We start from the raw sequence: 19,228 nt of genomic DNA on the forward strand, positions 1-19,228 counted from the left end.
AACAGCACTGCAGCGCGCAGCGCGGAGGTCGCGCTGTGAGCAAATTGGTACTGGACCAGGCGGATGGACTGCGGCGCCTGCTGGCACAGACGCGCACCCGGGTGTTCGCCTTTGCCAGCATGGGGCGCGGGCTGGGCGTCACCACTGTGGCGATGAACCTGGCCGCTGCCCTGGCGTACCAGGGCAGGGAGGTGCTGCTGCTTGACGAGCATGGCACCGAGCCGGGCTCCGTCTCGGCGCACTGGGCCGTCGATCCGCTGGGCACGCTGGCCGACGTGGCCAGCCGCCGCCTCACCCTGCAGGGGGCCGCCTCGCGCGTGGCTTGCGGCGTCTACGTGCTGCCAGCCGTGCCGCGCACGCCGGCCGGCAGTCCCGACCCGCGCACGCTGTGGGAAGGCGACGTGATCCTGGTCGATGCCGCGCTCGACGGCGAAGGCCGCCTCTCCGCCCTGGCGCAGGCGGCTGATGAGCTGGTGCTGGTGATGCAGCCGCACGCGGCCTCCATCACCGCCACCTACGCGGGCATCAAGCGGCTGCACTACGCGCATGCGCTGCGCCAGCTGCGCTTCCTGGTCAACGGCGTGGCCGAGCCTGGGGCGGCGCAGCAGGTGGCGCACAACCTGGCCCAGGCCGGCAGCCGCTACCTCGCCGTCTCGCTGCAGCCGGCCGGGTGCGTGCGAGCCGAGACCCATGCGTGCGCCGCCGTGCGGCTCGGCCGCACCGTGGTCGAGGCTTATCCCGCCAGCCCGGCGGCGGCTGACTTCCGCCGCATCGCCGATGAGATGGGCCAGTGGCCCTGGCGCCCGGGCACGAGCCTGGCGCCGCTGCCTGCGCCCGGGGTGCAGGGCATGAACACCGCCGAGGCCTGCTGAGGCCGCGGCACCAGGAGAAGGAAAAAGGACCACCGTGTACACCGCACAGGGAACCATTGAAAAGACCCATCTGCTCAAGCAGCACCAGCCCATGGTGCGGCGCATGGCGCTGCAGATGCTGGCCAAGCTGCCCGCCTGCGTGGAGCTCGACGACCTCATCCAGGCCGGCATGATCGGCCTGCTCGATGCGTCGACGCGCTACCAGGACAACCGCGGCGCGCAGTTCGAGACCTTTGCCAGCCAGCGCATCCGCGGCGCCATGCTCGACGAACTGCGCGCCAACGACTGGGGATCGCGCGGCCTGCGGCAGTCGGCGCGCAAGGTCGAGGGCGCCATGCAGGTCCTGGAGCACCGGCTGGGACGCGCGCCCACCGAAGGCGAAATCGCCAAGGAGCTGAAGATGACCCTGGACGCCTACCAGGGACTGCTGCAGGAGATCCAGGGCTGCCAGTTGCTCTACGTCGAGGACTTCTCGCAGGACGGGGAGGGCGACAGCCCTTTCCTGGACCGCCATGCGAGCGACGCGCGCGGCGAGCGTGGCGGCGCCAGCGACGATCCGCTGGCGCAGCTGATGGAGAGCGGCTTTCGCCACCAGCTGGTGGCGGCCATCGCCGAGCTCCCCGAACGCGACCGGCTGCTGCTCAACCTGTATTACGAGGAAGAGCTCAACCTGCGCGAGATCGGCGCCATCCTCGAGGTCAGCCAGTCGCGCGTCTGCCAGCTCCACAGCCAGGCCATCGGCCGGTTGCGGGCAAAGCTCAAGGATCTTCTGTAGCCGCCGTGTAGGAAAACGCCGCCACCGGTGCGGCAATGTTTGATTTCTGCCGCGCAATCGCCCAGCATGGTCGCCATGGACACACCCATTTTCAGCGCGCTGCCCGGTGGAGCCCAGACACTCGCCGGTGAAGGAACCGAGCTCGCGGAGCCCGGCCTCGAAGGAACGGTGGTCGCGCTGACGGCGGACCACCACGCATACGCCAGCGAGCACGAGCGCGCAACCCGCGCCCAGCTCGCCTGGCGGTTGGCCCGGCTCAAGAAGTCCCGCTTCGAGGGCGAGTACGACAACGCGCGGACCTATCCGGCGCCGGTGTACTTCGTGCCCAGCGACACGCTGGTCGGCGACACGCTGCCCAGTTCACTCGGGATCGCGAGCCATCACGCCCTGTTCGGCGGCGTGGTGCCCTATCCCTTCGTGCTCACGAAGGCGCTGGTGCACCCGCTGATCGATCCGGCCGCGGCGGCACCGCCCGGATGGAGCCACGGCTTCGCCAGCCAGGTTGCCCATGCGGTGCTGCAGGGCTTCTCCGTTTTTGCGCACGACGATGCGAGCCGCGCCGGCATGCGTCTGCTGGAGCATGGCGCCGTGCGGGTCAAGCCCGTGCGTGCGACCGGTGGCCGCGGCCAGCAGGTCGTGCGCGACCGTCAGTCGCTGGAGGCATGCATCGCGGCCATGGACGCGGCGGAAATCGCCGAGCACGGGCTGGTGCTGGAAGAGAACCTGGAGCAGCCCGTGACCTTCAGTGTCGGCCAGGTGCATGTGGGGCGTGCCATCGCGAGCTACTACGGCTGCCAGCGCCTGACCAGCGACAACCAGGGCGAGAAGGTCTATGGCGGCTCGGATCTCACGGTCGCGCGCGGCGACTTCGATGCGCTGCTCGAACTGAGCTTTCCCGAGGAGATCCGCCTCGCCGTGGAGCAGGCGCGCAGCCTGCACCGTGCGGTGGGCGCTGCGTTCCCGGGGTTCTTCGCCTCGCGCATCAACTACGACGTGGCGCAGGGCGAGAGCAGCGGGGGTCGCTGGTGCTCCGGTGTGCTGGAGCAGTCCTGGCGCGTGGGCGGCGCGAGTGGCGCGGAAATCGCGGCGCTCGAGGTGTTCGAAGAGCAGCCGGAGCGCCGTGCGGTCAATGCCTCCTGCTTCGAGGTCTACGGCGACGGCGTCATGCCGCCGCCCAATGCGTGCGTGTACTTCAGCGGCGTGGATGCGAGTGTCGGCCCGATCACGAAGTACACCGTGGTCGAGCCCTGACACCTGATGCCCACTCGCCATGCATTGATCGACATCCCCGTCGACGGCGTGCGCATCGCCGGCACGCTGGTCGCCGCCTCCACCATGGTGCCTGGCGTGCTGCTGGTGCACGGCTGGGACGGCAGCCAGCAGCAGGACATCGCACTGGCCCACGAGCTCGCGGCCCTGGGCTGCATCTGCCTGACATTCGACCTGCGCGGCCACGCCCGCCACGTCGCACAGCGTGAGGCTGTCACGCGCGAGGACAACCTGCGCGATGTACTGGCCGCCTACGACACGCTGGTCGGCCATCCCGCGGTGGACCCACAGGCGGTCGCCGTCATCGGCAGCAGCTACGGCGGCTACCTTGCGGCGGTGCTGAGCTCGCTGCGCCCGGTACGCTGGCTGGGCCTGCGTGTGCCCGCCATCTACCGCGACGAGAACTGGGAGCAGCCGAAACGGCGGCTCAACGGCGATGACTTGACGCTGTACCGCCAGACCACCATCGAGCCCGAGAAGAACCGCGCGCTGGCCGCCTGCGAAGACTTCTTCGGCGACGTGCTCATCGTCGAATCGGAGAACGACATCATCGTTCCGCACCCGGTCATCGAGAACTACCTCGCCGCCTTCAAGTACGCGCGTTCCGTGACCCACCGGGTCATGGCCGGTGTCGATCATGCAATGTCGAAAAAGGTCTGGCGGCAGGCCTATGTCCAGATCGTGGTCGCCTGGATGACCGAGAGGCGCCTGGCCGCGAAGGCCGAGGACAAGGAACGTCCGCCGCAGCAGGCGCAGCGCTACGAGACCTGGCCAAGCGCCAACGCATGAGCGCGACCGCGCAAGCCGTCGCAATAAGCGAGAAATATTAATACGCATGTTTGCTCCGCGCCCTTCAAGAAGCGCAGGACTGAGCCGAAAAGCACTCAGATTCAATCAAACAAGAGCATCAAGAACACCATGTCCAGACTCATCATCCTCGCCAGGCACGGCAGTGTCAGGCAAGTCAACATCGAGGGCCAGGTCACCCTCATCGGGCGCGATCCTGAATGCGGCGTGCAGATCGACAGCCTGGGCGTGAGCCGGCGCCACGCCTCGATCCACTGGAGCGGCGACCGCTTCGTGCTGACCGATCTGGAGAGCTTCAACGGCACTTTCGTCAATAACGAGCGCGTCTGGGAGCATTCGCTACAGAACGGCGACGCGATCGCCATGGGCGAGTGCCAGCTGCGCTTTCTCTACAGCTCGAAGGCGCTGCCCAGCGCCGATGCCTTGCGGCTGGTGACGCAGGCCGACGACCTGCCTGGGTGGGATGCCGCGCGGGCGCGCAGCGACTGGGTTGCGTTCTTCCGGCGCGGCGGGGCGAAGCGCAGCCGTGGTGGGGCGGTGGCGCACCATCGGTGATTCGGGAGGGAGAACCGACACTCGCCAGCGACTGACGGTCTCCGATCAAGACCGCATTCACCAGGTCGTGCGTACGACCAAGGCCTACGATGCAGCGATAGGAAAGGACATGCTTTCAGTGCGGATCGGCCGCTAATCGAAACCTGCAGCGGGGCTTCGGTCCGCGATGGTGAAGTAGTCCAGAGGGGGCGCTTCGGCTCCCGAAATCGCGCCTCCGTCAGCGGGGCACGCGCTATTGTTGAATGAAAACGGGGCATCGGCGCTTCGGATTACCATTCGCGGCCCCGATCGCGTGTCGGGGCAATCAAGACATCAAATTCCCGGGGGATCACATGACACCAGACGAAAGGCTTGAGCGCTGGATTGCCGACGAAAACAATGCGCATCGGATGCTCCGGGCGGGGCCGGGGACGGGCGTTCCGCGACTTGAGCAGCTTGAGGGCAAATCCGGGCTGGAGATCATGACGGAAATGATGAACGGAACGCTGCCCTATGCCGAATGCGCGGAATCGCTGAACTACTGCGCGATAAAGGTGGAGCATGGCTACGCCCTCTTTCAGGGGGCGACTGCGCGCAGCCAGCTGAATCCAATGGGCACCATTCACGGTGGATGGATGAGTTCGATCCTGGATTCAGCGATCGGATGTGCCGTCTTGTCCTCGTTGCCAGCCGGTCATGTGTATTCGACCACGGTGTTGGAAGTTCGCTATCTGAAGTTTCTAACCCTCAAGATCCCTCGCATTCGTGTCGAAGCCAAGCTCACGCGTACTGACGAACAAGACGTCTTTGCCGAGGCTAGCATGTACGGTCCCGACGACGCCATCTACGCACAGGCGACGGGAACATGTCGACTCGCTATCAAGCCCGGTGGTCAGTGACAACGATGGGCTCGGCATAGTCGATCGGAATCAGCAGAGTGAAGCAGGCTCCTTTCCCAAGTTCAGAGCTGACTTCCACTGCGTAGCCTAGACGATCGGCGAACCGCTTGACGATGGCGAGACCCAGCCCCGAGCCTTTGTGGCTTCTTTTGTCATCAGGCTCATCCTCTCGATGGAAGGCTTCGAAGATCCGTTGGCGCGCACCGGGCTTGATCCCGGGCCCCTGGTCCCAAACCTGCAATGCCAAGCAGGCACGTCGTCGCCGTGCGCAGACCAGGACGCCCCCGCGCGTGTATTTGAGAGCGTTCGACACCAGGTTCTCGAGGATGCGCAGGAGCATGGAGGCGTCCGTGCGGACAACAAAGGATGCCCTGCGGAAACGCAAAGTCCTCTCTCCCCGTGCCAAGGCATCCTCGAAGCTCAAGCCCAACTTCTGGAACAACGACTGGATGCTCGTCCGTTCGAGCTGCACGCCCACATCCAATGCTTCGATGCGAGCGAAGTCGAGCACCCGGTCAATGTAGATCTGCAAGGCGTTGAGCTCCTGCCCCAGACGTTCCAGCGGGCGCGCCGCGTCGGCTCCGTCTCTTGTCGCCGCCATGGCCGATGAAACCCACAGCTTCGCCGCGTGTAGTTGTTGTCGAAGATCGTGACTGGCCTCCGAGAAAAACACGGATCGGGTTTCGAGCGTTCTCCAGGCCGTGTTCTTCAACGCTTCGAGTTGCGCATTGGATCTTTGCAGTTCGCACAAGGCCCGATCGAGCTCGGCACCGCGCGCGAGCTGAGCATTCACTTGCCTTATCGACACGAACACATTGAGCCAGATCACTGACGCCACGCAGACGTTCAGCACGGCAATCGCGGGCAAGGATGCCGTCGCGTTCGTCCAGAGCGCACATGAAAAGCCCGACCACAGAAGCAGGTAGTAGACCAGCGAGGTAACTGGCGTCACCGGCCACATGCCCGTCATCGAGATCGAGATCGCCAGGAATCCGACGAACAGCATCAACTCCCGCATCGACAGTTCGGGTCCGATGAACAGTTGCGTGGTCCAGACCCAGAAGGTGCTGCCGATCAGGCCGCTAGCCAGCGGCAGGCTCTTGAGGAGCGCCGACCGCTCGACCGCGGAGGGCGCAAGCCGTCGGAGCGGGGCGATCATCAGTATCCGCAGCAGCCAGGTAGCGAGAAAGATGCAAGCCCAACGCCAAAGAGCGTCGGGCGACATGATCGGGTAGGAATAGTGGATCGCGAGCAACCCGATGACCGTCGTCCAGTTGACGACCTGTTGCATCGCGAACGCTCGCATTGCGAGGTGCTTGTGAGCGGGGCTCACCGTGAGGAGCAGGCGCGTCCGTTGCTGCTCTGCTGGTTCTGCCGTGTTCGCGGACGACCCCTGTGCCGTCGCGGCCGCATCTGCGATCGCGCTCATGGATGCACTCTGCTCAGGGTTACCAATCCGAACTGGAGCGCGCGCTGCACCGCATGCGCACGGGCGTTCACGCCCAAAGCGTCCATGGCGGATTCGAGGTGATAGTTGACCGTCCCGGCGTGCAGGCTCAGGATCTGTGCGATCTGCTTGCTGGACTTGCCTTCGCTGACGAGTTGCAGACATTGCGTCTGCCGGACCGTCAGGCGTGGCACGTCCGCGCTGGGGCTCGACGTGGCAGGGAACACCCTGTTGCCCGCGAGGGCTGCGTCCAGCGCGCGGACCAGCGCGTCCACTTCCATCGCCTTCAGGATGTAGCCCAGGAAGCCCTCGGCGTCGATCTGGGCGATGTAGTCGGGGCGCTGCGAGCCAGTGAGGATGCAGGTGATCGGGGCCTTGCCGCGCCGCTTGATCTCCATGGCAAGCGACAGGCCGACAGCGCCGGGCACGTCCAGATCCAGGAAGATCAAGCCCCAGCGCTCCGGTTGCCATCGCAACGCTTTCAGCGCCTGGTCCGCCGTATTGCAGGTCTCGATAGCGCCTACACGGGCATCGCGAGAAATCTTGTCTGCGGTTGCCTCCGAAACGACCGGTTGGTCCTCGATCAATAAAACGTCCATGTGCGTCTGCCCCCTGACTGATATTTTGTACGGAGCCGGCGCCCAGCGGCGCAACGGCTCCCGGCCGCATCATCTCCGCACTTTCGCTTCTTGTCCCCGGTAATCCTCACTAGTTGTCGCAAATCCTGCGATCCGTAGATTCGGCGCATCACCACTTCAGGAACAGGGAGCTTTCGATGCACACGACCGACGCCGATGATGGCAGCCACGCCGAAATCATTCACAGCTACAGCCGCGAACAGATGATCGCCGATGCCGAACTGATGGACGTGAGCAAGCCGGCGAGCCTGGCAGGTTTCCTCGTGCCGGTTGCCATGACGCGAGCAGCGTGGATCGACTGCGTCGAATGGGCCGACGAGGCAGCGAAGGCCAAGGCCCCGGGGCAGGGCGAGGCAGGGAGGCTGTGGGACGTGCTTTGGCTCGCAGGATTGGCGGCCGCCGCTGGCCGGGGCGCGCGCCGCCTCTTTGCGGTGCAACGCGTGCCGCAGGAGGGGAGCGACACACGGTCCCGGCGCGTTCGCCTGGTGATGCAGATGCATGCGGGGGATCGGGGTGAGCCGGTCGTGACGATCATGCTGCCGTGGGAGGACTGAGATCGAACTCCTTTGCCTGCGCCGGACAGAAGGCCCCCGCGTCGCAGGAGTGCGGGCAATCCCTTAGTGGGAAATCGGAACTGTAAGTCTGCGAGGGGTACTCACAACAAACAACAACCCAGAGGACGATGACCGCGTTGCGGAGTCGCTCCGCCGCCTCATGTCCGCTATCGAATCCTTGTTGGGCCGCCTTCCCGATGCGCAGGCTGGCCCCTTGGTCCATACACCTCGCACGCTGCTCGTCGGCAGCGATGTCCTGATCCATCTTCAGGAAGACGAAAGCCGCGAGGAGGTCACTCTCTACAGCGTGCCGGGATCGATGCAGGAAGTCGCCTGGCTTTCCGAGTGCACGGAGGCGTGGTCGCACGTGCTGCCCCATCCCGTGCAGAAGCAAGCTGTGTGCGCGCTCACCGTGAGTCCGGAGTCACGCGAGGTCTTCCTGTCGGAGACCTGGCCCCGTGCGGCGCTCGATCAGGTCACGCTGGGCCTGGAGCTGAACGCCCATGCCGAGCGGCATCGCCTGTGGCGGCGCATGCTGGTGCCGCAGGATGGCGGCGTCGAGTCTCCGGTCTCTTCCTGATCGAAAGAGCATCCATGAGCAGTCCAAAGAATGATAGAGCGCAGCGCGCTTTCAGCATGGGTCACCAGCCACTGCCCGTCCCGGGCATCTCGGGCATTCCAGCCGCGGGTGAGCCTGTGGAAATTTCCCATCACGGTGGACCCGTTCTGGCACGTCTCCAACCGACCCCTCTGCCCCATATCCAGCATGTCGTGCCAGTGCACGGGCAGTGCCCTTCTGGATTTCCATCAGAATTGCCCATGCACAACACGGTGCGTTCGCAAGTGCATGTGCCGACTGCGTTGCATCATCAGATGCGGCAGCGGCAATTCGCATCTCAACCAGCCCCGGATGAGGAATGTGATGTGTACCATGCCGTCGATCCCTACGGACCTGGCGTCATCGACAATGACCAAGCCGGGTTCGAGTCCCAGCCGGCGCTTCCATCATTCATGAACAAATGGTTGAAGACGTCTGAGCGAAATGATCGGTATGAGCCGCTCGAGATTGGTTCTCTGTCTTCAAACAAGCCCCCGGAAGTTGGCACTCGGCCTGGCAAGCGCCAGTGGCCATTCGCCGGCAACATGTCGCCAGCGGATCTGACCCGCCTGCACTACTCGACGTTCCCGAAGTCGCAACTGCGGCAGCTGCCGCAGCCGCAGCCATCTCCGCAGATCCAGACCTTTGATCTTGACGCGGTCAGGGCACGCTTGGTGGGGTCTTCGATCCAACAGAAATTGGCGCGCGAGATTCCAGAAATTCCAGAAGGTGGTCGCCATTTCGTCGACGAACTCGCGATGACTCGCGCCTTGTCGTCGGAGGAGCCCTTGGATCTGGACCCGGTTGCATTTGTGGCCGCAGTGAAGACGCTCGTGCTGATCCCGCAACAGCTTACGATGCGCGCGTTGGCGGAAAGAGATTCCTATGAAGAGATGGCCGAATTCGCCACGAATTTGAAGATCGACTACGGTGTCAACCTGTTTAGCCAAGCGCGGAATTGGATCGCGGCATCGCACGGGTCTGAGAGAAACCCAGAGGCTTCACAGCTGATGGCCCTGCTGCTCCTGTTCTCGCCCTATACCCCTGCTGTGAAGGACCTGCCTGAACTCATGAATCTTCTTCCACTCACTTGGCCGTCCGCACTGGCGCACTTGCGTGAGGCGTGCCTGGACTGGCGTGCCGCCCTGGTCCAAAGGAAGTCGAGTGCTTCGAGAAGAGACTTGCTTGCGCTGCTGAATGAGCGCTATGGGGGCTGACGGCTTCCAAGCGTTGGGATGGCGAGGACAGTCGAGCCCGCCCGGACCAGGTCGAGCTCGCGACGGCGAACTGAGTCTGCGCGCCTACGCGGCGGTCTTGGGAAGGTGGACGCTGAAGGTCGTGCCGTGTCCAGGAGCGGACTCGACCGCGATCCGGCCACCGTGCCTCTCGACCACCTTCTTGCAGATGGTCAAGCCGATTCCAGTGCCTTCGTAGAGGTCCTGCGCGTGGAGCCTCTGAAAGATGACGAAGATGCGCCCGAAATACTCGGGCGCGATGCCGATCCCGTTGTCGTTGACGGACACGATCCAGTTCAGCTCGTCCTCGGATGCAGACACGCGAACGCGGGGGGCAACGCCCGGGGCGGTGAACTTGATGGCGTTGCCGATGAGGTTCTGGAAAACCTGCGTCAGGCTGGAGGGCTCGCCGGTCACCTCCGGCAGAGGCCCGCGTTCGACCACAGCGCCCGATCGCTCGACCGCGTTCGCAAGATTGGCCAGCGCATCGTCGAGAACGTGATCCAGGCGAATCTGCTCCATGGGAATGGTGGAACGATCCACCCTCGAGTACAGCAGCAAGTCGTCGATCAAGCGCTTCATGCGATCGGCACCGCCGACGATGTACCCGATGAAATCCCGGGCGTCGCTGTCGAGCTGGTCGCCATAGCGGCGCCGCAGCAGTTCCGAATAGCTGCTCATCATGCGCAGCGGCTCGAAGAGGTCGTGCGAGGTCACATACGCAAACTGCCTGAGTTCATCGTTCGACCGCGTGAGCTCGGCGACTTGCCGCCCAACGGCATCTTCGCGGACCTCCCGGGTGGTGATGACCAGCATCCACCGGCCGTCCACAAGGATGGCCTGCTGCTGCTCTTCCATCACGCCCTGGCTACCCGCGCGCGATCTGGCGGTGGGTGCTATGCGCCGGCGTGGAAGCGGTGACACGGAGATCGCGTCGTCATACTCGCGCTCCAGGTCGTCGCGCGTGCGGCCGTCCGACCAGAGCGTCCATGGCGGAACCTGCAGAAGGTCATGGCGCGTCATGCCGTGATAGCGGCAGACCGACTCGTTGCACTCGACATGGCGCATGCTCTCGCGATCCACGACGAGCATGCAATCGTGGCTCGCGTCGAATGCCCGGGAAAGCAATGTCGAGCGGGCCTGCTGCATCTTCCGAGCAGTGATGTCGCGCGTCGCGACGACCATCAGCCACCTGTCGCGAATTCGCAAGGCAGTGTGGGTGACTTCCGCATCCATGAACGAGCCATCGGACAGCCGATAGCGCTGCTCGCTTGGCAGCGACCGCGGGAATGCCTTGATGACCTCGTCGAAGAGGGCTTCGTAGGAGGATTGCGTGCCGCCTTCCATATGGGACCACGGCGGTGTTCCAAGGAGTGCGTCCCGCGCGCGCCCCATGCGCTTCGCGGCAGCAGCGTTGAGATCGACCAGGCGCAGCGAGAGGCGATCCACGACCTCGATGCCTTCGCTGCTATGTTCCAGCGAAGCCCTTGCCCAATCGAGCAATTCGACTCTGGAGCCTGGAGGCGTTTCTGCGATCTCGGTAGGGTCGTCCATGGGTTGGCCGGGTGCGTGCCGTGGCGGAGGACACGGCCATCATACAGGCGCGAGTTGCTCGCGCACTCCGGCTTCGGGACTAGGCCAGAGGTCGAGCGCTATGCTAAGGCTCTGCCATGAATCCCGACCCCCATCAGCGTTCCGCGCCCGCCGCCGGCCCCGATGTCTTGCACGACCCTGCCGCCCGGTTGCAGGAACAGGCGCGCATGGAGCGTCTCGCTTCCGCACTCGACCTGAGCGACGATGCCGTCTTCCTGATCGATCGAGCCTCGATGACGTACCTCGAGGTCAACCAGGGCGCATCCACGCTGCTCGGGGTGACGCGGGAGGCGCTCCTGAAGCAGCGGCCCAACGAGACGAGCCCGTCGCTCGGAAGCCTGGACGATCTCGGCAGGCTGTACGACCAGGTCATCGCCCAGGCGCCGCTGACGCAGACCTCCGAGCTGTTGGTGCAACAGTCGGACGGCCGCACCTGCATCTGCGAAGCCAGGCGCAAGGCGATCCAGCAGGCCGGCCGGTGGGTGATCGTGGCCACGCTGCGCGACATCAGCGAACAGAAGAGGGCGATGGCGAGAATGCTGGAAGCCGAGGCTGAAATCCGGTCGAAGGTCGAGGCGCTGACGCGGTCCAATCAGGAGCTGGAGCAGTTCGCCTACATCACGTCCCACGATCTTTCAGAACCCCTGCGGACGGTGGCGAGCTACATCCAGTTGCTCGAACGGCGTTTTGCGCACCAGTTCGACGGCGACGCCCGAGACTTCATGGCGTACATCGTGGGAGGGGTGCAGCGCATGAAAGCGTTGATGGATGCGCTGCTGCTCTATTCGAGGATTGGGCGGCGCGAGCTGGTCAGGCAACCTGTCCCGCTGGACCGCGCGCTCGACGATGCGCTCGCGAACCTGGCGCCGGCCCTGCGGAGTTCAAACGCCACGGTCCATCGCGAGCCGCTTCCCACGGTACCGGGCGACAAGGCGGAGATGACCCAGGTGTTCCAGAACCTGGTCGGTAATGCGCTGAGATACCGGACGGAAGGCGTGGCGCCGCTGGTGAGTGTTTCGGCAAGAGACGAAGGCGCGGAGTGGATTGTCGAGGTCCGCGACAACGGCATCGGCATCGAGCCGCAGTATTTTCAGAGGATCTTCATGATCTTCCAGAAGCTTCATCCGCGGGACCATTCGGAGGGAACGGGGATCGGCCTGGCGATCTGCAAGAAGGTGGTGGAGCGGCACGGAGGGCGCATCTCCGTGGCCTCGGGGCCGGGGCAGGGGGCGACATTTGCCATTCATCTGCCGAAGCCCCAGCCCCGAACCAACTCATGAGCTCATCCAGTGCGCAAGGACTCCCAGCGGCAAGGCTAGATAGCTAGCCGGTCCAGCCCTGCCACCAGGTGAGCGTATGCACCGCCCAAGCGTTCAATCGCTTTGCGGTTGGCCGCCACCGACCTGGCAATTTTTTCCGTAGGCCAACCTTCGAAATAGGCGTCCCAGAGCAGATACGAGTTCTCCTCCTCGAGCATCTTGCATGCTTGCTCAATATCTCCCTTGGCCTTGAAAGCATTTCCGTCGTGGTGTGCGATCCAGGTCCATGCCAGGGCCTCCGCGTCGCCTTCTTCATCGTTGACTCTCTGTCGAACCTCCTTGTTATCTTCTCCGTGGTGTTCGGGCGGCACGTGATAGAGAACCGTGAAACTCGTATCCTGCAGATTGTGGCGCGCTGTTCCGAGCATTTCCATGAAGTCTTGAAGTGCGCCCATCGGCTCCCTGGCCTTCGTGGCGATGGGCTCTCTCGAGGTCGGGGCAATGATCGAATAGAAGCCAGTCCGCTGGTCGTACGACAGGAGCACCGAACTTTGAACCGGGTTGCCGAGAAAGTCCGGACTGTCGTATGACAACCCGAAGGACTGTCCGGCCCGCAGCGCAGGCGGAGGGGCCTTGTCAGACCTGATGGGCGGATCGGCATCGGGAATGTAACGGACCGTCGTGGTCGTCATCGGGTACCAATGGGCTTCCGGGTTTTCCAGCGCCATCTGCTGAGTAAAGGTGGCCAGATCCTGCATCCGCATCTCTGCGAGACGCAGCTCTGGTTGGGGTTGGTTGTGCAGATGCTGGTGAAAGAATCGCGCAAACTCGCCATCAGTGGCCAATGTGCTCCAGTTCTTGTTGCGACCGAGATCCAGTTGCAGCATAGAGCTGACTGCCAAGGAGGGGTGCTCGCGGTCGGAGAGGTGCACCAAGCCTTCGCCATTCTCGTCAGGAATGCTGAAAGCCTGGATCGGGCTTGCGTGCATGTTTGGATCGGGAGAGAGGTAGAAGCCATTCTCCGTCCTTGCGACATAAGGCCCCAGCCGAGACTTCTCCCAAGGGAGCTCTTTCATCAGCTTCGAGGGCTTTTTGATCCGCGTCTCCTGATTCGAAAGCCCGCCGACGAAATCGATCCTCGCATCGTCTTCGCGTTGATCGTCATCGTCGATGCGCGCGAGATGGTCTGGGTCACGGACGATGTGACGCTCGATCCTGCTTTCTCCAGTGCGACCCCAGTCGGGGCGCGGCTTCGCCAGAATACCTTCCTTCCGTGCGGCCGTTGTCTTGAGCTCGTCGATCCTCTTCGCCCTGAAGCTCCTCGGTGAGAGCGGCTTTCGCTGTTCATCCTCTGAAGGTGGTCCTGCGTTCCCACCGCCCTCCACCGGATTCAGGTTGAGTATCGGAATGGCAATCTTCGGTCTTGGCTCGAGAACCTCGATAACCACGTCATCGCTGCTCGACCCGGTGCCGTCCGAATCGGCGCGCAACTTCTTGATTGCGGCGAGGTTTTCGCGGATGGCCTCCTCGAGCTCTTCGCCGGTCTTGCCCTCCAGCGTCCCGTGCTCCTCGAAGAAGTTCTTGACCCAGGACGACTTCACGTCAACGGCGAACATCTGGTCCCACATCGCCTCCGTCAGCTTTGCCCTGCGCAAGAATTTAAGCTTGGGCGGCCAGTCCTCCTTGGGGATCGGCTTGCCGACCAATGTTTCATAGCCCGTGATCTCCTCAACCCTTGCGTCTTCGAACCCAACGGAGACCATGAACTCCTGCAGTAGCGAGCCACGGAGGCTGGGCGGAGGGGCGTTGACGATGGATACCCCTCCGCCGGCATTCTGGCGCAGCAAGGCCTTCCTCGCGATGTAGTCCTGGTACCCATGGTTGAAGCCGAGCTGGAACACCAGCCCGGCCAGCGCAACAGTGTTGCCAGCGATCTTGCCGCCGAGAATCCAGCCTGCAAGTTCTTCGGCGCCTCCCTCAGTCAGCTCCCCCGCAGAAATAAGCGCCTGCACGCCCAGGCTGAAGATCGACTTGAGCACGAGAAAGCCGCTCGTTCCCGCAACAAACCACGCGAATGCCTGGCCGAGCTTCTGTGATGCCTGGCTCGGCAGTTCGCCGAGCTGCTCGACCTTGCCCGCGCGCTTGAAGAGCTCGCGGTCGAGCTTGTCGTTTCCACTCGTGGCATTGCCCGAATCGGCAACCTGCTCGAGCGAGCCGCGGAGCACATCCTGAGATGTCGGGGGCAAGGTGCTGTCATCGCCCAGCAGCTTCGACGCATCGCCCTTGTTTTCCACGTTGGCCGCGTTCTCTTCGTAGAGCTGAAGATTGCGGTCGATTTTTTCCTTGACCCCCGGGGCCAGCGGCCGCTGCGCCGCGATTGCGTCGATAAAGGCTGTCCGCTCGGCAGGCGGCTTCAGCTTGCCAAATCTGTCTGCGAGGGCTGCATACGTGCAGGGTATTTTCTTGCCTCCAACCTCGACCTTCTCCGCCTCATCGTCGTCCACTGTCCTCGGATCCACCAGCCAGCCTAGAACTGCTTGCCCGTAAACCGTTTGATCGGACCCGAGCAGGGAACCGAAAGCACCCAGCCGTGTATTCAACTTGCCGGTGACCATCTTGTCCAATTTCGCCGCGTCGAACTCGCCGTCTTTCCCGATGAGGTTGCCGGTGCCGGTCATCGCGATGATCTGCCATTGCGTCGCGAACTTGTTCAGGGCGTCCTTGCCGGTGGCATCCGGATACTTCCAGACATAGTAGAGTGTCTGGACGAGGCTCGTGATCACCTGCATGGCGTCGCCCGCCACTGTGCCCTCGTACCCGGTTAAATACTCCGCGAGCTGAAGGCTTACCTGGGTAACGGTTGCCCCGGCATAGAAGGCCGTTCTGATGTCGCGCACGATGGCCTGGTGGCTCAGGACATTCAGCATGACATAGCGGGTGACTTTCGCGCGTTCGAAATCCGTGTCTACCACGGCCTTGCGCACCCTGATGCTTTCGTATGGAGCGCCTGCCTTCACCGACTCGATCGCGGTGTCGAGTTCCTCATGCAGCATATTCCAGCCCGCGAGCTGGCGCAGCAGGCGTTTGGCTTCCAGCCTCGCCAGGCCAGGAAGCGCAGCGCGGCCAGTCGTGACTCGCGAAAGCTCTGCTATCCTCTGTTCCAGAGTCAAGTCCTCGTTGAGGATCTTCTTCTCGATATCGTTGAGAGGAGGCGAAGTGCCCGATTCCTGGGATTTGCCCAGAGCCTTGGTTACGTGTGTGAGCTGCTCCAGCAGCGTGGCTCGGGCCCGCAGCGTCTGCCCAACGAGATGACTTCTCTTCTGTTCGAGCTTGATCGGATTCCTCTCTTTGATGAGAGCGTCCACCTCTCTCAGTTGCCCCAGATCCTCAAGGACGTGGCGCATGGCTCGCAGTTCGCCAAGTGTGCCGTCTTCATTCAGAATCTTGGAAGACTCCACGTTCGGAGACCATTCCGGATTCTCGCGCTTCTGAAGCTGAACGGCCTCGCTTTGCTCGTACCCGTTGTTCTGCGCTGCCCAGATAGAAATCGGCGCCTGCACAAAGGGATAGGCGAAGTTCATGACTCGCTTGACGGTCGATGCAGTCTGCTCTCCACAAAAGATTCGCGTGTACAGATTGATCGTCGACTTGGCGATGGTCGGCAACTGCGTCCACATGAACGACTTGACAGAAGGTCTCGCGTACTCCGCTCCTCCTTTGCTGGCGGCGTCTTTGACCTCCTGCGTCCAGTCTTTCGTCTCGGGGTCCACCATGCCGAACGCCTCCGCGAGCATCGTCCCCAGCTTCTGGTAGAGCGGCTCCAGCGGGTCTTCGTCCGGATTCTCGGAACTCACGCCTTGGCCCTTGAGTTCCATCACTTGCGCCCGGAACTCGACGTATTGGTCGATCTTCTTCTTGAAAGCTGTGTCGTTGCTGTATTTTGTCGACCAATGGCACAGTTCGGTGTTCAAGTCGGTCTGAAGAGACGCAGGCGTGGCAGGTGCGCGTGGAACGGTGATACCGGGAGGGGGCAGAGGGATATGCGAAGTGGGCGCAACTTCTTCTTCATCTTCAATGCGGACAGTGCTGAGCTCGAAGTCGATATCGAGTGGCAAGTCATCGTCAGACTCTGATGCGTGAGATGCAGTTAAGAATCCGATGCGAACGGGGTTGCCGAGTGGGTTCATTGTTGTCGTCTCCTTAGATATGTGGAACTAGTGCGTATTCATTCAAAGGGGGGCGCGAATCGGAGGTGAGAGAGAAATCTTCCCACCACGGCATCATTTGCTGAGCCGTCTCGGCCATCGCCGCGACCAGGTTGTCGACATCGAGCGCATCGAGCCGATACGCCGAACTGTGGATGACAGTCTTCGTCGAAGCGTCGAGCGCGCAGACACCGCCGGACTTGGTGACGTTCCTGTAGTTCATCGCCAGCAGCTTGCGATAGCACTCCGTCTTCGATGCCGCCGGAACCATCTCGCAGCGCGATTCGACAACCAGCATCGCGCTGCGCTCGGGCTCCAGCGAGTGCACGAAGGTGAATTCGCGCTCGCCGACGCGCAGGGTCACTGCGAGGTTCTCCGCTGCGCGCCAGGCGGGCCCGTCGGGCCAGTTGGTGCCCTCTGGAGGCCAGCGAACGCCAAGACGGCCTGGCAGAAAAGTCAGCATCGCGATCAGATGATCGCGCGCAGCGCGAGCAAGTTCGGGGTCAGGGTTCACGCGGTCTCCGCTTTGTTATGGTGTTGCTGTTGGATGTACAGGCAGATCAATGGAGCATGACGGCATGCGCCGCACGCCATTCATGCGCGAGCAGGGCCAATTCCCCAAGTGTTTCCGAGATGCTTTCGTGTGTCGCACCGCGCAATGAGACGAAGCAGCTGTAGACCAGATGATCGACGGATTCGTCGATGCCCAGCACCCCGGACCTGGAACGTGCCATCCCCAGGTTCAGCGAAAGCGCCTTCTCGAGCGCATCGTCGACCTGGTCCATCACGAGAGGGCCGAAGTGGCACCGCAACAGGAAGCGGTCGCCTGCAGTGCCGGTTCCGTCCAGGTGCGTCACGTGGAACAGCACGCCGTCGAGGTGGAACTTCATCCCGATGGGCGCGTCGGGTGCATCCTGAAAGCTAGCGGCAGGTTTGCCGGCCTGCCGCCGCAGTTCGAGTGCGAGGTCGATGAACTGTGCGCGCCAGGCGCTTCTTGCTTGGGACATACGGGGACTCCTTGTGAGAGATGCTGTGTCGATGGATGGAGCAGATAGCTCCGCCTCCGCAAGGCGCCCCGGATCCCGAGGTTCAAATCTTGCGCAATCTTGTGTAACGCGAGCCATTGCACGGTTCCCGCGCTTTTGCACGTTGCTGGTGCGGGGTGGCGCCTGGGTCAGGAAGATGGCGCCAGCGCCTTCAGCCGCTTCAGCATCTCGCCGAAGTCGGTGTGCTCGTCCGTCGGTTGGCGCAGGAAGTCCCGGATTGCATCGTGCCGTTCGATGGCCAGGTCTGCGACGCGGTCCGCGCCCTTCTTGTATTCCCCCACTTTCAGCAGCAGCTCGATGTCCTGGTACTTGGCCATGAGTTCGCGCACCTTGCCGGCGGCGGCCTTGTGCTCGGGTGTGATCAGGGCATTCATCACCCGCGACGCGGAAGCCAGCACGTCGATTGCCGGGTAGTGGTTGGCTGAGCCCAACTTGCGCGAGAGGATGATGTGGCCGTCGAGGATCGAGCGCGTTTCGTCGGCCACGGGCTCGGTCATGTCGTCGCCTTCCACGAGCACCGTATACATCGCGGTGATCGAGCCCTTGTCGTTGGTGCCCGCGCGCTCCATCAGCTGCGGCAGCGTCGCGAATACGCTGGGCGGGAAGCCGCGGCGGGTGGGCGGCTCGCCGGCCGCCAGCCCGATCTCGCGCTGTGCGCGCGCGAAGCGCGTGACTGAATCCATCAGCAGCAAGACCCGCAGGCCCTGGTCGCGGAAGTACTCCGCGACGGCGGTGGCCACGTAAGCCGCGCGGGCGCGCTCCATCGAAGACTTGTCGGAGGTGGCGCAGACGATCACGGCACGCGCCATGCCCTCGGGCCCGAGCTCGCGCTCCAGGAATTCGCGCACCTCGCGACCCCGTTCGCCGATCAGCGCGACGACCGTGACATCCACGTCCGCGCCCTTGACCAGCATGCCCATCAGCGTGGACTTGCCCCCGCCCGCCGCCGCGAAGATGCCCATGCGCTGGCCTTCGCCGCAGGTCAGCAGGCCGTCCAGCGCACGCACGCCCAGCGGAAGCGCCTCGGTGATCATGCGGCGTTTCAGCGGGTCCGGGGCAGGGCCGTAGACCGGGTATTGCTTGCTGACGAGCAGCGGCCCTTTCTGCGCGGCGTCGAGCGGCTGGCCCAGCCCGTCCAGCACCCGGCCGAGAAGCCCGTTGCCGACGGGGACCATCTGTTCGCGCCCGGTCGGGAAGACTTCTGTGTCCCCGGAGATGCCTTGCGTGCCGGTGGACGGCACGAGCAGCGCAATTCCCTTGGAGAAGCCCACCACTTCGGCCTGCACCTCCAGGTCGTCGCCCGGATTGCGCAGCAGGCAGACTTCGCCCATCCGAACGGTCGGCACCACCGCCTTGATGATGGTGCCCACCACCTGCACGACGCGACCGCGGATCTTGACCGTGGCGGTCTGGGCGACCGCGCCGCGCAGTGTTCGCGCGATGTAGTCCAGCTGCCCGGGCGTGCGAGCCGCGGGCAGGCGGAACAAAGGGCCAGGG

General features: G+C 63.5%; 17 protein-coding genes. 10 read left to right on the forward strand and 7 right to left on the reverse strand.

The window, feature by feature from the left end; genetic code table 11:
• The first annotated feature begins 35 nt into the window (after positions 1–35).
• From G3W89_RS09165 to G3W89_RS09190, 6 genes are all read left to right on the forward strand, one after another.
• Positions 36–872, forward strand: a complete 837-nt coding sequence (locus G3W89_RS09165) for a MinD/ParA family ATP-binding protein (RefSeq protein ID WP_197893542.1) — start codon at positions 36–38, stop codon at positions 870–872.
• Between the two features lie 34 nt (positions 873–906).
• A complete protein-coding gene (locus tag G3W89_RS09170; protein WP_162573788.1) occupies positions 907–1,647 on the forward strand; it encodes an RNA polymerase sigma factor FliA in 741 nt (246 codons plus the stop codon).
• A gap of 75 nt (positions 1,648–1,722) precedes the next feature.
• Positions 1,723–2,898, forward strand: a complete 1,176-nt coding sequence (locus G3W89_RS09175) for a DUF3182 family protein (protein WP_162573789.1) — start codon at positions 1,723–1,725, stop codon at positions 2,896–2,898.
• A 6-nt stretch (positions 2,899–2,904) separates the two neighbouring features.
• Positions 2,905–3,705 carry an alpha/beta hydrolase family protein gene (locus G3W89_RS09180; RefSeq protein WP_174258246.1) on the forward strand — a complete coding sequence of 267 codons (801 nt, stop codon included), beginning with the start codon at positions 2,905–2,907 and terminating at the stop codon, positions 3,703–3,705.
• Between the two features lie 129 nt (positions 3,706–3,834).
• On the forward strand, positions 3,835–4,278 hold the full coding sequence (locus G3W89_RS09185) for an FHA domain-containing protein (RefSeq protein ID WP_162573790.1): 444 nt from the start codon (positions 3,835–3,837) through the stop codon (positions 4,276–4,278).
• A gap of 332 nt (positions 4,279–4,610) precedes the next feature.
• Positions 4,611–5,156, forward strand: coding sequence for a PaaI family thioesterase (locus tag G3W89_RS09190; protein ID WP_162573791.1), 546 nt, complete (start codon positions 4,611–4,613; stop codon positions 5,154–5,156).
• On the opposite strand, the gene G3W89_RS09195 is transcribed toward G3W89_RS09190, so the two are convergent.
• Both G3W89_RS09195 and G3W89_RS09200 read right to left on the reverse strand, forming a co-directional pair.
• Entirely contained in the window at positions 5,137–6,585 is a 1,449-nt protein-coding gene (locus tag G3W89_RS09195) for a sensor histidine kinase (protein WP_162573792.1), read from the reverse strand. The genes G3W89_RS09190 and G3W89_RS09195 overlap by 20 nt on opposite strands.
• On the reverse strand, positions 6,582–7,202 hold the full coding sequence (locus tag G3W89_RS09200; protein WP_162573793.1) for a response regulator transcription factor: 621 nt from the start codon (positions 7,200–7,202) through the stop codon (positions 6,582–6,584). The genes G3W89_RS09195 and G3W89_RS09200 overlap by 4 nt, the downstream gene beginning before the upstream one ends.
• Before the next feature lie 176 nt (positions 7,203–7,378).
• Between G3W89_RS09200 and G3W89_RS09205 the strand changes: the two genes are divergently transcribed.
• The 3 genes from G3W89_RS09205 (at position 7,379) to G3W89_RS09215 (ending at position 9,610) form a co-directional block, all read left to right on the forward strand.
• Positions 7,379–7,795, forward strand: a complete 417-nt coding sequence (locus G3W89_RS09205; RefSeq protein WP_162573794.1) for a DUF6573 family protein — start codon at positions 7,379–7,381, stop codon at positions 7,793–7,795.
• Between the two features lie 214 nt (positions 7,796–8,009).
• Complete coding sequence (locus G3W89_RS09210) at positions 8,010–8,375, forward strand: hypothetical protein (RefSeq protein ID WP_162573795.1); 366 nt, start codon at positions 8,010–8,012, stop codon at positions 8,373–8,375.
• Positions 8,376–8,614: 239 nt separating this feature from the next.
• A complete protein-coding gene (locus G3W89_RS09215; protein ID WP_162573796.1) occupies positions 8,615–9,610 on the forward strand; it encodes a hypothetical protein in 996 nt (331 codons plus the stop codon).
• A gap of 84 nt (positions 9,611–9,694) precedes the next feature.
• On the opposite strand, the gene G3W89_RS09220 is transcribed toward G3W89_RS09215, so the two are convergent.
• Positions 9,695–11,182 (reverse strand): sensor histidine kinase, encoded by a 1,488-nt coding sequence (locus G3W89_RS09220; RefSeq protein ID WP_162573797.1) that lies wholly within the window; start codon positions 11,180–11,182, stop codon positions 9,695–9,697.
• Positions 11,183–11,298: 116 nt separating this feature from the next.
• Here G3W89_RS09220 and G3W89_RS09225 point away from each other — a divergent pair, with 116 nt between their 5' ends.
• Entirely contained in the window at positions 11,299–12,501 is a 1,203-nt protein-coding gene (locus tag G3W89_RS09225; protein ID WP_162573798.1) for a sensor histidine kinase, read from the forward strand.
• 35 nt (positions 12,502–12,536) lie between these two features.
• Here G3W89_RS09225 and G3W89_RS09230 read toward each other — a convergent pair whose 3' ends face one another.
• From G3W89_RS09230 to sctN, 4 genes are all read right to left on the reverse strand, one after another.
• Positions 12,537–16,667 (reverse strand): hypothetical protein, encoded by a 4,131-nt coding sequence (locus G3W89_RS09230; RefSeq protein WP_162573799.1) that lies wholly within the window; start codon positions 16,665–16,667, stop codon positions 12,537–12,539.
• A gap of 13 nt (positions 16,668–16,680) precedes the next feature.
• Positions 16,681–17,199, reverse strand: coding sequence for a CesT family type III secretion system chaperone (locus G3W89_RS09235; protein ID WP_162573800.1), 519 nt, complete (start codon positions 17,197–17,199; stop codon positions 16,681–16,683).
• A gap of 46 nt (positions 17,200–17,245) precedes the next feature.
• Positions 17,246–17,692 (reverse strand): CesT family type III secretion system chaperone, encoded by a 447-nt coding sequence (locus G3W89_RS09240; RefSeq protein ID WP_162573801.1) that lies wholly within the window; start codon positions 17,690–17,692, stop codon positions 17,246–17,248.
• A gap of 167 nt (positions 17,693–17,859) precedes the next feature.
• Entirely contained in the window at positions 17,860–19,209 is a 1,350-nt protein-coding gene (gene sctN / locus G3W89_RS09245; RefSeq protein ID WP_443083200.1) for a type III secretion system ATPase SctN, read from the reverse strand.
• Between the last annotated feature and the right edge of the window lie 19 nt (positions 19,210–19,228).

The sequence above is a fragment of the Variovorax sp. PBL-H6 genome, from assembly GCF_901827155.1.
Taxonomy (GTDB): Bacteria; Pseudomonadota; Gammaproteobacteria; order Burkholderiales; family Burkholderiaceae_C; genus Variovorax.

Bases quoted from the DNA above. Each gene is read 5' to 3' on its own strand.
- G3W89_RS09230 (WP_162573799.1), bottom strand. From the start codon at position 16,667: ATGAACCCACTCGGCAACCCCGTTCGCATCGGATTCTTAACTGCATCT.
- G3W89_RS09195 (WP_162573792.1), bottom strand. From the start codon at position 6,585: ATGAGCGCGATCGCAGATGCGGCCGCGACGGCACAGGGGTCGTCCGCG.
- G3W89_RS09215 (WP_162573796.1), top strand. From the start codon at position 8,615: ATGCACAACACGGTGCGTTCGCAAGTGCATGTGCCGACTGCGTTGCAT.
- G3W89_RS09175 (WP_162573789.1), top strand. From the start codon at position 1,723: ATGGACACACCCATTTTCAGCGCGCTGCCCGGTGGAGCCCAGACACTC.
- G3W89_RS09220 (WP_162573797.1), bottom strand. From the start codon at position 11,182: ATGGACGACCCTACCGAGATCGCAGAAACGCCTCCAGGCTCCAGAGTC.
- G3W89_RS09180 (WP_174258246.1), top strand. From the start codon at position 2,905: ATGCCCACTCGCCATGCATTGATCGACATCCCCGTCGACGGCGTGCGC.
- G3W89_RS09225 (WP_162573798.1), top strand. From the start codon at position 11,299: ATGAATCCCGACCCCCATCAGCGTTCCGCGCCCGCCGCCGGCCCCGAT.
- G3W89_RS09185 (WP_162573790.1), top strand. From the start codon at position 3,835: ATGTCCAGACTCATCATCCTCGCCAGGCACGGCAGTGTCAGGCAAGTC.
- G3W89_RS09200 (WP_162573793.1), bottom strand. From the start codon at position 7,202: ATGGACGTTTTATTGATCGAGGACCAACCGGTCGTTTCGGAGGCAACC.
- G3W89_RS09190 (WP_162573791.1), top strand. From the start codon at position 4,611: ATGACACCAGACGAAAGGCTTGAGCGCTGGATTGCCGACGAAAACAAT.
- G3W89_RS09205 (WP_162573794.1), top strand. From the start codon at position 7,379: ATGCACACGACCGACGCCGATGATGGCAGCCACGCCGAAATCATTCAC.
- G3W89_RS09240 (WP_162573801.1), bottom strand. From the start codon at position 17,692: ATGTCCCAAGCAAGAAGCGCCTGGCGCGCACAGTTCATCGACCTCGCA.